Source organism: Endozoicomonas sp. SESOKO1 (genome assembly GCF_024606265.1).
GTDB lineage: Bacteria > Pseudomonadota > Gammaproteobacteria > Pseudomonadales > Endozoicomonadaceae > Endozoicomonas.
Genome location: NZ_JAHHPP010000149.1, coordinates 1 through 12930 on the forward strand (window position 1 = coordinate 1; position 12930 = coordinate 12930).

General features: G+C 52.1%; 12 protein-coding genes. 2 read left to right on the forward strand and 10 right to left on the reverse strand.

Translation table 11 applies throughout. The features are described from left to right. From KDK13_RS07280 to rpsL, 5 genes are all read right to left on the reverse strand, one after another. A partial coding sequence (locus KDK13_RS07280) for a hypothetical protein (protein WP_257284312.1) occupies positions 1 to 189 on the reverse strand: 189 nt, incomplete at its 3' end. Positions 190 to 475: 286 nt separating this feature from the next. Beyond that, on the reverse strand, positions 476 to 1669 hold the full coding sequence (gene tuf / locus KDK13_RS07285; protein WP_257284313.1) for an elongation factor Tu: 1194 nt from the start codon (positions 1667 to 1669) through the stop codon (positions 476 to 478). Between the two features lie 155 nt (positions 1670 to 1824). Beyond that, positions 1825 to 3927, reverse strand: coding sequence for an elongation factor G (gene fusA, locus KDK13_RS07290; RefSeq protein ID WP_257284314.1), 2103 nt, complete (start codon positions 3925 to 3927; stop codon positions 1825 to 1827). An 18-nt stretch (positions 3928 to 3945) separates the two neighbouring features. Next, positions 3946 to 4416 (reverse strand): 30S ribosomal protein S7, encoded by a 471-nt coding sequence (gene rpsG / locus KDK13_RS07295; protein WP_252023808.1) that lies wholly within the window; start codon positions 4414 to 4416, stop codon positions 3946 to 3948. Positions 4417 to 4565: 149 nt separating this feature from the next. Further along, on the reverse strand, positions 4566 to 4940 hold the full coding sequence (rpsL, locus tag KDK13_RS07300; protein WP_257284315.1) for a 30S ribosomal protein S12: 375 nt from the start codon (positions 4938 to 4940) through the stop codon (positions 4566 to 4568). A gap of 509 nt (positions 4941 to 5449) precedes the next feature. Here rpsL and glpX point away from each other — a divergent pair. After that, on the forward strand, positions 5450 to 6460 hold the full coding sequence (glpX, locus tag KDK13_RS07305; RefSeq protein WP_257284316.1) for a class II fructose-bisphosphatase: 1011 nt from the start codon (positions 5450 to 5452) through the stop codon (positions 6458 to 6460). A 110-nt stretch (positions 6461 to 6570) separates the two neighbouring features. Here the strand turns inward: glpX and KDK13_RS07310 are convergent, their stop codons facing one another. Together KDK13_RS07310 and KDK13_RS07315 are read right to left on the reverse strand one after the other, a co-directional pair. Then, positions 6571 to 6843: a hypothetical protein gene (locus KDK13_RS07310; protein WP_257284317.1), complete on the reverse strand. Its 273-nt coding sequence runs from the start codon at positions 6841 to 6843 to the stop codon at positions 6571 to 6573. Further along, positions 6840 to 7085 carry a hypothetical protein gene (locus KDK13_RS07315; protein WP_257284318.1) on the reverse strand — a complete coding sequence of 82 codons (246 nt, stop codon included), beginning with the start codon at positions 7083 to 7085 and terminating at the stop codon, positions 6840 to 6842. The genes KDK13_RS07310 and KDK13_RS07315 overlap by 4 nt, the downstream gene beginning before the upstream one ends. Before the next feature lies 1 nt (position 7086). On the opposite strand from KDK13_RS07315, the gene KDK13_RS07320 reads away from it, so the two are divergent. Further along, a complete protein-coding gene (locus KDK13_RS07320; protein ID WP_257284319.1) occupies positions 7087 to 7401 on the forward strand; it encodes a hypothetical protein in 315 nt (104 codons plus the stop codon). Here the strand turns inward: KDK13_RS07320 and KDK13_RS07325 are convergent, their stop codons facing one another. The 3 genes from KDK13_RS07325 to rpoC all read right to left on the reverse strand — a co-directional run. Further along, positions 7402 to 8160 (reverse strand): TlyA family RNA methyltransferase, encoded by a 759-nt coding sequence (locus KDK13_RS07325; protein WP_257284320.1) that lies wholly within the window; start codon positions 8158 to 8160, stop codon positions 7402 to 7404. It abuts the gene before it with no gap. A 59-nt stretch (positions 8161 to 8219) separates the two neighbouring features. Further along, complete coding sequence (locus KDK13_RS07330; protein WP_257284321.1) at positions 8220 to 9197, reverse strand: hypothetical protein; 978 nt, start codon at positions 9195 to 9197, stop codon at positions 8220 to 8222. A 301-nt stretch (positions 9198 to 9498) separates the two neighbouring features. Beyond that, a partial coding sequence (gene rpoC, locus KDK13_RS07335) for a DNA-directed RNA polymerase subunit beta' (protein ID WP_257284322.1) occupies positions 9499 to 12930 on the reverse strand: 3432 nt, incomplete at its 5' end.

Below are 12930 nucleotides of genomic sequence, written 5' to 3' on the forward strand. Positions count from 1 at the left end.
TAAATACCCTTGATTATCTGAACTTGTAGATTGGGCAGTCATGTTATGGTCAGTTACCGGTTGCCCAACTTCAGTAACCATTCGGGAGAAAGCCTGGCCTGTTGCACCAGGTTCAGCTAAAAGTGTGCCTTGAATAGTAGAAAGGCCATTAGGGGCTGAATTTAATTGAGAAGAAGTTAGTCTATCCATTGAATTATTGAATTATCAAATTACAGCTTAAGACCACGCTTTCTTATAAAAGTTCCTCCCTTTCGCCACTCATGCATCATTTATATATATCAACCAAACATAAATAATTGCTATGGCTATTCCCAGAATTGGCTCAGAAAATCGAGAGTGCTGCGCAATGGTTATCGTGTGGATCAAGTACGGCTTTTTGAGCGCATACCATATTTTTCCAGCCCCAAAACGAGAAACCCCGGCCTAAGCCGGGGTTTCTATGGGGTTTGGGAATACATTTTCGTTAGAAAATGTATTACTCCATGATTTTGGCAACAACGCCAGCACCAACAGTACGGCCACCTTCACGGATCGCGAAGCGCAGACCTTCTTCCATCGCTACCGGGTTGATCAGGGTAGCAATGAAGTTGATGTTGTCACCAGGCATGACCATTTCAACGCCTTCGTTCAGTTCTACAGCACCGGTTACGTCAGTAGTACGGAAGTAGAACTGTGGACGGTAGCCCTTGAAGAATGGCGTGTGACGACCGCCTTCTTCTTTGGACAGGATGTACACTTCAGCTTCAAACGTGGTGTGCGGAGTAACGGTTCCTGGCTTGATCAGACACTGACCACGCTCAACGTCTTCACGCTTGGTACCACGCAGCAGGGCACCGATGTTCTCGCCTGCACGACCTTCGTCCAGCAGCTTACGGAACATTTCAACACCAGTAACGGTAGTCTTGGTAGTCTCTTTGATACCAATGATTTCTACTTCGTTACCAACGTTGATGATACCACGCTCAACACGGCCAGTTACTACAGTACCACGGCCAGCGATGGAGAATACGTCTTCGATAGGCATCAGGAATGGCTGATCGATCGCACGCTCTGGCTCTGGGATGTACTCGTCCAGAGTTTCAACCAGCTTACGTACAGCAGAAGTACCCATTTCGTTGGTGTCTTCGCCGTTCAGGGCCATCAGGGCAGAACCGATGATGATTGGCGTGTCGTCGCCTGGGAAGTCGTAGGTATCCAGAAGTTCACGAACTTCCATCTCTACCAGTTCCAGCAGCTCTTCGTCGTCAACCATGTCGGCTTTGTTCAGGAATACCACGATGTATGGTACACCTACCTGACGGGACAGCAGGATGTGCTCACGAGTCTGTGGCATGGGGCCATCAGCAGCAGAACATACCAGGATAGCGCCGTCCATCTGGGCAGCACCGGTGATCATGTTCTTAACGTAGTCAGCGTGTCCTGGGCAGTCTACGTGCGCGTAGTGACGGTTTGGAGAGTCGTACTCTACGTGTGCAGTAGAGATGGTGATACCACGCTCACGCTCTTCTGGAGCGTTATCGATCTGGTCAAATGCACGCATGGTGCCGCCCCAGGTCTCAGCACATACGCGAGTCAGTGCTGCAGTCAGGGTGGTTTTACCGTGGTCAACGTGACCGATGGTGCCGACGTTTACGTGCGGCTTCGAGCGTTCAAATTTTTCCTTAGCCATGTCTCTTAACCTTTAGCTATAGATAGTTCGAGGGTAGCAATATCAAGCAGGGCATTCTAACAGCCATTGTCACCGGAAAGAATTTCTCATGTTAAAAAAACATAAAAAAAACGGTTATTTCCGGGAAGCCGACGGTCAGAACCCCTTAGTTAATATCAACCCTGGTTTTTGATGACCGCTTCAGCAATGCTGGCGGGCGCTTCGGCATACTCATGGAATTCCATGGAGTATGTTGCACGCCCCTGAGTTGCTGAACGCAGATCGGTAGCGTAGCCGAACATTTCACCCAGCGGCACCTGAGCATTAATCACCTTGCCAGAAGGTGTATCTTCCATACCCTGAACAATACCGCGACGACGGTTCAGGTCGCCCATAACGTCACCCATGTAGTCTTCCGGTGTTACCACCTCGACCTTCATCATAGGCTCCATCAGGACAGGCTTGGCCTGTGGCGCGTATTTCTTCAGAGCCTGCGAAGCAGCGATTTTAAACGCCATTTCGTTAGAGTCAACATCGTGGAAGGAACCATCGTACAGACGAGCTTTCAGACCCAGCAGTGGGTAGCCGGCGATAACGCCGTTCTTCATCTGTTCTTCGATACCTTTCTGGATAGCCGGGATGTATTCCTTCGGAATCGCACCACCCACGATTTCGTTGATGAATTCCAGACCTTCTTCGCCATCAGCAGCAGGAGAGAACTCAACAACAACGTGACCGTACTGACCACGACCACCAGACTGCTTGGCAAACTTGTGGTTGGCGTCAACAGAGCCTTTCAGCTTCTCACGGTAGGCAACCTGTGGCTTACCAATGTTCGCTTCTACCTTGAACTCGCGACGCATACGGTCAACGATGATGTCCAGGTGCAGCTCACCCATACCGGAGATAATGGTCTGGCCACTCTCTTCGTCAGTGTGTACGCGGAAAGATGGATCTTCCTGGGCCAGTTTGCCCAGGGCGATACCCATTTTTTCCTGGTCAGCCTTGGTCTTAGGCTCAACCGCAACGGAGATTACCGGCTCAGGGAACTCCATTCGTTCCAGAGTGATAACGCTGTCCATGGCACACAGGGTGTCACCGGTGGTGACATCTTTCATACCGATCAGGGCTACGATGTCACCGGCGACACACTCTTTCAGCTCTTCACGGTTGTTAGCGTGCATCTGAACCATTCGGCCAACACGCTCTTTCTTGCTCTTGACCGGGTTATAAACCGAATCACCGGAGCTCAAAACACCGGAGTAGTTACGGATAAAGGTCAGAGTGCCTACGAACGGGTCGGTGGCAATCTTGAACGCCAGGGCAGAGAAAGGAGCGCTGTCGTCTGCTTCACGAGTGGCAACCGTGCCTTCTGCGTCGTCCAGAACACCTTCGATCGCCTTGACTTCTTTTGGCGAAGGCATCAGCTCGATCACGGCGTCCAGAACCGCCTGCACACCCTTATTCTTGAAGGCAGAGCCACCGAACACCGGGATGATTTCGTTCGCCAGAGTACGGGCACGGATACCGGCCTTGATCTCTTCTTCTGACAGATCACCCTCTTCGAGGTATTTTTCCATCAGTTCTTCAGTGGCTTCAGCGGCAGCTTCGACCATGTACTCACGCATTTCTGCGCACAGCTCTTCCATGTCAGCAGGAATGTCTTCGTAAGTGAAGCTCATACCCTGGTCTTCTTCGTTCCAGATGATGGATTTCATCTTCACGAGGTCAACCACACCCTTGAACTCGTCTTCGGAGCCAATGGTCATCTGCATAGGCACAGCGTTGGCATTCAGACGGTCACGCAGCTGGCTGATCACCATTTCGAAATCAGCACCGGTACGGTCCATCTTGTTAACGAAGACCATACGGGGAACTTCGTACTTGTCAGCCTGACGCCATACGGTTTCAGTCTGGGGCTGAACACCGGAAGAACCACACAGTACCACGACAGCGCCGTCGAGTACCCGCAGGGAACGCTCTACCTCGATGGTAAAGTCAACGTGTCCTGGGGTGTCGATGATGTTGATACGGTGCTCATCAAACTGAGCGTCCATACCACGCCAGAAACAGGTAGTAGCCGCAGAAGTGATGGTGATACCACGCTCCTGCTCCTGCTCCATCCAGTCCATGGTGGCGGCACCATCATGAACTTCACCGATTTTATGGCTCAGACCGGTGTAAAACAGAACACGTTCTGTGGTCGTTGTCTTACCCGCGTCAACATGGGCACAGATACCAATGTTGCGATAGCGGTTGATCGGGGTTTTACGGGCCACGACTCAATCCTCTGATACTTAGAAACGGTAGTGGGAGAATGCCTTGTTGGCTTCAGCCATGCGATGCACGTCTTCACGCTTCTTAACGGCTGCGCCCTTGCTTTCGGCAGCGTCCAGAAGTTCGCCGGCCAGGCGGAGTTTCATAGACTTTTCACCACGCTTGCGCGCAGCGTCTACCAGCCAGCGCATGGCCAGGGCAGTACGACGGGCAGGACGAACTTCAACGGGTACCTGGTAAGTGGCACCACCAACACGGCGAGACTTGACCTCTACCATAGGAGCAATGGTTTCCAGAGCTTTTTCGAACAGCTCCAGCGGCTCCTTATTGGTACGCTCCAGAACAACGTCCAGCGCACCATATACGATCTTTTCAGCGACAGATTTCTTACCGCTGACCATCACGTGGTTGATGAATTTTGTGAGTGTTTTGTTGCCAAACTTAGGATCTGGCAGCACGTCGCGCTTAGCGACTACGCGTCTTCTTGGCATTGATAAGCCCTCTACGTCGGTCTTCAGGTAATCCAGGATCAATCAATGACTTTTTCGATACAAAAAAGCAGTGACCTGGCCTTACTCTCATCAACCTGATATTAAAAAAATTCTTACCCGGCTTGACACTGGTTTCTTACAACCAGTTTCTAGCCCTTAGGTCTCTTGGTACCGTACTTGGAACGGCCCTGCTTACGGTCATTAACACCCTGGGTATCCAGGCTACCGCGAACGGTGTGGTAACGAACACCTGGCAAGTCCTTTACACGACCGCCACGGATCAGGACCACACTGTGCTCTTGCAGGTTGTGACCTTCACCACCGATGTAGGAAGTCACTTCAAAGCCGTTGGTCAAACGCACACGACATACTTTACGCAGCGCCGAGTTAGGCTTCTTAGGGGTAGTAGTATAAACACGGGTGCAAACCCCGCGACGCTGAGGACAGGCCTGCAGCGCAGGCACGTCCGTCTTTCTAACCTTACGCTTCCGGGGCTTGCGCACCAGCTGGTTAATGGTTGCCATCCAGCAAACTCCAATCTCTATTCGAGAACCGTTTCTAAGTGTTGAGCCTGAACTGTCAGAGGAAATAGCCGTCCAGACTCCTGCTTTAAACAGCAAAAGCCGACAGAAACCGGCTTAAGCAACCCGTCCACTGATCGCGCACAACTCGCTCACAAAAAGCGGACCACAGGCAAAATAAAGCGCAGAAATTTTACGGATCGTTGAAAGCAACGTCAAGTAGAGGATTCAGCCATATAAAGCAAAAAATAACCCTTAGTCTGGCAAAAGAGCCTGCATAACGGGGGATTCTTACTATATCAGGGCAGGTTAACAATAAACCTGAAAGAGGGAATACGCCCTCAACGTTAACACAAGTAAGCTGACAAAGACAGATAACCCAATGATCCAAATACTCTTTCTCAAGTTGCCATTGCCACCGGCCACTTCCCCGGTTGACGGATAAGCGCTGCCAGGGCATCACCTGATATGCTAAAGTCGCCACCCCACACACCCTCAAAGTTTAAAACTCAATGAAACGCGAACTGGCAATCGAATTTTCACGGGTCACCGAAGTCGCCGCCCTGGCCGGTTATAAATGGCTTGGACGAGGTGATAAAAATGCTGCTGACGGTGCCGCTGTTGAAGCAATGCGCACCATGCTGAATAAAGTCGATATAAATGGCGAGATTGTGATCGGCGAAGGTGAAATCGACGAAGCACCCATGCTCTACATCGGTGAAAAAGTCGGCACCGGCAACGGGGAAAACATCGATATCGCTGTTGACCCGATTGAAGGCACCCGCATGACAGCCATGGGCCAGAACAACGCCATTGCTGTTCTGGCGGCCGGTGAAAAAGGCTCCTTTCTGAAAGCACCGGACATGTACATGGAGAAGCTGGTCTGTGGACCGGGCGCCAGGGGCATGATCGACCTGAACCTGGGACTGCGTGAGAATATCCACAATGTCGCCCGCGCCCTGCACAAGCCCATCGAAAGCCTGGTGGTCATCACCCTGGCCAAACCACGCCATGATACCGCCATCGCCATGATGCAGAGTATGGGGGTTCGCGTATTTGCCATTCCTGATGGGGATGTTGCTGCTTCTATTCTTACCTGCATGCCCGAGAGCGAAGTTGACCTGATGTACTGCGTGGGCGGAGCACCGGAAGGCGTGATTTCCGCCGCCGTTATCCGCGCCCTGGGCGGTGATATGCACGGTCGCCTGGTAACCCGTGACGAGGCCAAGGGTGAAACGCCGGAGAATATTGCAGCAGGCCGACTGGAAGCGGAACGCTGTCGGGAGATGGGGGTAGAACCGGGAAAAGTATTGCGCCTGAATGATATGGCCAGCTCCGATAACGTCGTCTTTTCAGCCACCGGCATTACCAAGGGTGACTTGCTCCAGGGCATCACGCGCAGGGGCAATATCGCCACCACCGAGACGTTGGTGGTGCGCGGAAAATCCCGTACCATCCGCCGCATCCAATCCAGTCATTACCTGGATCGAAAGGATGATGATATCAAGAACATTATTTTTTAATTCATAAGTCTTTTGGTCGCCTCCCGTTTCCCGTTGCCCGTTTCCCGCAAAAGCACAAGCCCCATTCTTTTACGGGCAACGGGCAACGGGCAACGGAAATATTCCCTGTGTCACTTAAAGGAATAGCAATAGACACCGGCGATACCTTGACCCAGAACAATAATATTAGTTGACAGTATGGTCGCTGTTACAGGGGACAAGTTGCTGCCTTCCCGAGCGCATTGTATCAGGCTCAAGGTGGTACCTAAGCTACCGGAAATGGCCATCACTGAATATTTCATCCATTTTGACCGGGGCAAGACGGAAGGCGATCTTTCATTGACTTCGTTCAACGTTTTTATTCCAGACATCGCAAGATACGTAGCTGCATCATCAACATTCATAATATTTCCTTAGTGTTTATAAATTTTTCTTTCATGGACACTTGGAAATAATGAAAAGTTCCTGAAATTCGCTCTCTTGCCTGCACCTGCTGCGATGAAATACCAACCACAGGAAAGGCATCTCTTTTTTCGCGACCCTGCCGATGCAAACAGTCTGAAAAGACGACAGAAAACATCATGACCACAGCACTCAGCAGAATTGCCAGCCCCATGTTAGCCTTGACCATGTCAGCATTAGCCACGATGAGTCAGGCACAGCCCTCGGAGTCATGGTATCAGCAGGTCTGGTGTGAGGGGATGGATGGTAAGGTAGAACATCGCCTGAAAGATGGCCGACGTATTGACTGCCTTACGGAACAATACGCCATTGAGATTGAATTTGCCCGAAAGTGGCCGGAAGCAATCGGTCAGTCATTGAACTACAGCATGCTGACCGGAAAAAAAGCGGGGATTGTTCTGATTCTCAAAACCGCAGAAGACCACGCCCACTGGCAACGGCTGCTGACCTTGATCAAACACTACGCACTGCCCATCAAAGTATGGAAGCTGGGCCCATGATCAGCGGCGCTGAGCCCAGATAAAGAACTCACGATTGCCATCACCTCCGGTAATCGGGCTGTCAAAATAACCACAAATAGTCAAACCAAGATCAATGCAGCAGGCCTTGATTGATTGTTCAACCTCTGGAAACAACCCCGAATCCCTGACAATCCCACCCTTACCCAGACCACCGGGTCCCACCTCAAACTGTGGTTTAACCAGACTGAGCAGCTGCCCTCCCTTTTTCAACAGAGGCACCAGCGACGGTAAAATCCTGGTTTGGGAGATAAACGACACATCCATAACCGCAAGATCAAATCCTTGCTGCTGGTACGTATGGTCAAGCAGTGCAGCGGGCAATGCACGGGCATTCATCCCTTCAAGACAAACCACTCTTGGATCATTACGCAGCGACTCGACCAGCTGGCCATGCCCCACTTCAACCCCCACGACTCTGGACGCCCCGGCCTTTAATGCACAATCCGTAAACCCTCCGGTTGACTGCCCCACATCAATCACGGTTGCACCTGCCAGGGATATACCGGACACCGTCAGTGCCCCTGCCAGCTTCATCCCGCCACGGGAGACAAACTGGTCAGCCTCATCCAGACAGATATCTATCTCAACCCGGTCAGGGTATTTCTGACCTGCCTTGACCGGCGTTTCCCAGCCACCTGACTGCCGGACTTTCACCCTGCCTTCGCTGATTAATCGCTGGGCCCGGCTTCGGGAAGAAACTTTACCCTGATCCACAAGAATAAGATCGAGTCTGCGCATAAAAGAACATCAAATAAAAACGACTACAGGCCCGGCATTATACACAAGTATCAAACCAGTTAAGACGTTGCTTCAACCGTACCTTTACGAGCCATTTTCCACTGGTGAAATGCCACACTGGCAGCTTTATCTATTTTATGCATCACCTCATGCGCCCTGCCTTCACCCGCTATCATCCACGGGGCCGTGATCCCATGAAGAATATCAATTTGAACCTTTTGCGACCCAGGCCATCTTACTTCACCCTGGGCATTCGCTTTGCCTGAGGCAAGAAAAGCGTCCGCCAGTTGTTCATAATCGGCTCGATGCTTTCGGCGGATTTCAGGGCATGGGTTGTGAAAACTCCTCCCCAGAATCCCACTGACAATGCCATTTATTTCATCTCCAGATGAATTTATCCCTGAAAGCTCATGCAGCAACGCGAGATAGATGCGCGGTCTTATCACACTCGCAATCTGTAGAGCTTCTTTCACTTTCAAACTGATATCATCCTCCGGGACTTGTGTGATTACACCCTTCTTCCTGGATGCCTCCTGATGCAATCGATTAACCGCAGCCATAGTCCTTTCTGCCGTTAGAGCATCTACCCTGGCGTTCATGTCGGTAAGTTTCATTAACAGATCATCGATGACTTTCATCAGCGCTACGATGTCTGCTTTTGAGCACCGGCTATTTTCCAAAAGCCCGGACGGCGTGGGTAGAGTCCCATTTATCGTCACATCAGGAGCAAGCTCTTCCTTCATTGATCCCCGACAATATAGCGAACCCGCTGCAAAACCACTCCCAAGGTAACAAAGCGTAGAGAAGGAAATCATGCCGGTGCAAACACCAACAACCACAGCCACCCCGCCTAACCGATCACACCAGGTTTTATTCTCCCGGTAAGTGCTTTCAACAGCAGGCAACAGCTTTTTGGTCGCAGGAACACATACATCCCACACCCAGGCCCTCGCACTCTGAAAATGACCTCTGCCTCCGGCTGGGCAGGGTTGGCTAAGATGCCGTGAACCAACGGTGTTGACTGCTAACGCGTCCATAACCCACTCCCCTGAAAACCCAGGATCAGCTGGATGAACCCAGCCGTTATTGGCATGACAGACACAAACCGGGTATTTAGAGTGATAAAAGGAAACACCAGTTCCCCTGTATAGCTACACACACCGTCAACTAAGCGTAAAATATCCGTTGGATGACTCAGAACGCTGATCAGCAATAAAGTCAGCTCATTACCAACATTGGTTCCGGAATATTGTTATTTTTCATCTGACAAAAAAAAGCCACCGGACCGGTGGCTTTTTTTGGATGTTATAGGCAGGCCTGCCTTTAACGCCTCAGCAATTAAACTTCACCAAAGTTCAAAGCATCAGACAGTGCCTGTTCGGCATCGGATGTGGATATTTTGGCGGGAGCCTCAAACTCAACTTCTTCTCGTCCCTTACGACGTTCAGCGTGGTAAGTCAGACCGGTACCTGCAGGGATCAGACGACCAACGACCACGTTCTCCTTCAGGCCGCGCAGGTAATCGCGCTTGCCGGTGACTGCCGCTTCGGTCAGGACACGGGTGGTCTCCTGGAAGGAAGCTGCAGAGATAAAGGATTCTGTTGCCAGAGATGCCTTGGTAATACCCAGCAGCACACGCTCGAACTTGGCTGGGAAGCCATTCTCACGGTTCACGCGATCATTCTCTTCCAGCAGGCGTGTGTACTCCAGCTGGTCACCACGGATAAAGGTCGAGTCACCGGTATCGGTGATTTCTACCTTACGCAGCATTTGACGCAGAATGGTCTCAATGTGCTTATCGTTAATCTTTACACCCTGCAGACGGTATACGTCCTGGATTTCGTTAACGATGTAGCGAGCCAGTTCACCAACACCCAGCAGACGCAATACGTCGTGTGGATTGGTCGGGCCGTCGGAGATAACTTCACCACGGGTTACCTGCTCACCCTCAAACACGTTGAGGTGACGCCATTTTGGAATCAGCTCTTCATAAGGATCAGTACCGTCAGTCGGTGTAATCACCAGACGCTTCTTACCTTTGGTTTCCTTACCGAAGCCGATGGTTCCGGAGATTTCCGCCAGGATAGAATGCTCTTTTGGCTTACGGGCCTCAAAGAGGTCAGCAACCCTTGGCAGACCACCGGTGATGTCCCGGTTACCGGAAGACTGCTGAGGAATACGGGCCAGTACCGCACCCACTTCCACCGTGGCACCATCCACCAGGTTCACCAGGGCGTTCGCTGGCAGGAAGTACTGGGCAGGAACGTCAGTACCTGGCAGCTTCAGCTCGTTACCATTGGCGTCTTTCAGCTGAATGGCTGGACGAATATCCTTACCGGCAGAAGGACGATCCTTCGGATCCATCACTTCCATATTGGACAGACCGGTCAGTTCATCCGTCTGCGTCTTCACGGTGATGTTTTCATCCATGCCCTGGAATTCAACGATACCTGCGGTTTCCGTGATGATCGGGTGAGTGTGTGGATCCCACTTGGCCACGGTCTGACCCGCTTCTACCTGGTCACCGTCCTTCACTGAAATCATCGCGCCATAAGGCAGCTTGTAACGCTCACGCTCACGGCCAAATTCATCAGCAATGGCCAGCTGTCCGGAACGGCTGACCGCTACCAGAGTGCCGTCCTTACGCTCAACCGACTTCAGGTTCAGCAGACGGATAGAACCTTTGTTCTTAATGGTTACACTGTCTGCCGCTGCGTTTCTGGATGCGGCACCACCGATGTGGAAGGTACGCATCGTCAGCTGTGTACCCGGCTCACCGATGGACTGGGCAGCGATAACACCCACAGCCTCACCTTTGTTCACCAGGTGACCACGACCCAGGTCACGGCCGTAACACTTGGAACAGATGCCGTGACGAGTTTCACAGGTAATTGGGGAGCGTACGCGCATCTCGTCAACATTCATGGTTTCGAGACGCTTCACCCACATTTCATCAACCAGGGTGCCGGCAGGTACGGCAATTTCACTGTCGCTGCCTGGCTTGAGTACGTCTTCTGCCACCACACGGCCCAGAATACGCTCACCCAATGGCTCTACGATATCACCGCCTTCAATGTGCGGCGTCATCAGCAGGCCGTCGCTGGTACCACAGTCGTCTTCAGTCACCACCAGATCCTGGGCAACGTCAACCAGACGACGGGTCAGGTAACCGGAGTTCGCTGTTTTCAGAGCGGTATCTGCCAGACCCTTACGGGCACCGTGGGTGGAGATGAAGTACTGGAGTACGTTCAGACCTTCACGGAAGTTCGCGGTAATCGGCGTTTCGATGATGGAGCCGTCTGGCTTGGCCATCAGACCACGCATACCCGCCAGCTGACGAATCTGTGCCGCACTACCCCGGGCTCCGGAGTCCGCCATCATGTAGACGCTGTTGAAGGATTCCTGCTCTTCTTCCTCGCCCTGCTTGTTGATCACCGTGTCGGACTTCAGGTTATCCATCATCCGCTTGGCCAGCATTTCGTTGGCACGGGACCAGATATCGATAACCTTGTTGTACTTCTCACCGGCAGTGACCAGACCAGAAGCAAACTGGTTTTCGATCTCTTTTACTTCTTCGTTGGCGTCATCAATGATGCGCGCCTTTTCTGGAGGAATAACGAAGTCGTTAACACCGATGGAGGTACCGGAAATCGTTGCGTACTGGAAGCCCAGATACATCATCTGGTCAGCAAAGATAACGGTTTCCTTCAGACCCACCCGACGGTAACAGGCATTCAACAGGCCGGAGATCGCCTTCTTCTTCATGGCCTGGTTAACCAGGGCAAAAGGCAGGCCTTCAGGCACGATATCCCACAGGATCATCCGACCCACGGTGGTGTCAGCCAGGAAATGGTTATCGTGGTCGACACCTTCGCCGTCCCGGTATTTTTCATGGACACGCACCTTGATACGGGCATGCAGATCAACGGCCTTGGTACGGTAGGCTCGCATCACTTCGTCGATATCAACGAAGGCCATGCCTTCACCCTTGGCATTGATACGCTCACGGGTGATGTAGTACAGACCCAGTACCACGTCCTGGGAAGGTACGATGATTGGCTCACCGTTGGCGGGTGCCAGGATGTTGTTGGTGGACATCATCAGGGCACGGGCTTCCAGCTGGGCTTCCAGCGTCAGAGGAACGTGCACCGCCATCTGATCACCGTCGAAGTCGGCGTTATAGGCGGCACACACCAGTGGGTGCAGCTGAATCGCCTTACCTTCGATCAGTACCGGTTCGAACGCCTGAATACCCAGACGGTGCAGGGTAGGCGCACGGTTCAGCATGACCGGGTGTTCGCGGATGACGTCGGCCAGAACGTCCCACACCTCAGGGGTTTCCCGCTCAACCATCTTCTTGGCGGCTTTGATGGTGGTAGCCAGACCTTTGGCTTCCAGCTTACCGAAGATAAATGGCTTGAACAGTTCCAGCGCCATCTTCTTGGGCAGACCGCACTGATGCAGACGCAGGGTAGGACCCACGGTAATAACCGAACGACCAGAGTAGTCTACACGCTTACCCAGCAGGTTCTGACGGAAACGTCCCTGCTTACCCTTGATCATGTCAGCCAGAGACTTCAGGGGACGTTTGTTGGAACCGGTGATGGCACGACCACGACGGCCGTTATCCAGCAGCGCGTCAACGGACTCCTGCAGCATCCGCTTTTCGTTACGGACGATGATATCAGGTGCATTCAGGTCCAGCAGACGCTTCAGACGGTTGTTACGGTTGATCACCCGACGATACAGATCGTTCAGGTCAGACGTGGC

Bases quoted from the DNA above. Each gene is read 5' to 3' on its own strand.
- tuf (WP_257284313.1), bottom strand. From the start codon at position 1,669: ATGGCTAAGGAAAAATTTGAACGCTCGAAGCCGCACGTAAACGTCGGC.
- rpsG (WP_252023808.1), bottom strand. From the start codon at position 4,416: ATGCCAAGAAGACGCGTAGTCGCTAAGCGCGACGTGCTGCCAGATCCT.
- rpsL (WP_257284315.1), bottom strand. From the start codon at position 4,940: ATGGCAACCATTAACCAGCTGGTGCGCAAGCCCCGGAAGCGTAAGGTT.
- glpX (WP_257284316.1), top strand. From the start codon at position 5,450: ATGAAACGCGAACTGGCAATCGAATTTTCACGGGTCACCGAAGTCGCC.
- KDK13_RS07310 (WP_257284317.1), bottom strand. From the start codon at position 6,843: ATGAATGTTGATGATGCAGCTACGTATCTTGCGATGTCTGGAATAAAA.
- KDK13_RS07320 (WP_257284319.1), top strand. From the start codon at position 7,087: ATGAGTCAGGCACAGCCCTCGGAGTCATGGTATCAGCAGGTCTGGTGT.
- KDK13_RS07325 (WP_257284320.1), bottom strand. From the start codon at position 8,160: ATGCGCAGACTCGATCTTATTCTTGTGGATCAGGGTAAAGTTTCTTCC.
- KDK13_RS07330 (WP_257284321.1), bottom strand. From the start codon at position 9,197: ATGGACGCGTTAGCAGTCAACACCGTTGGTTCACGGCATCTTAGCCAA.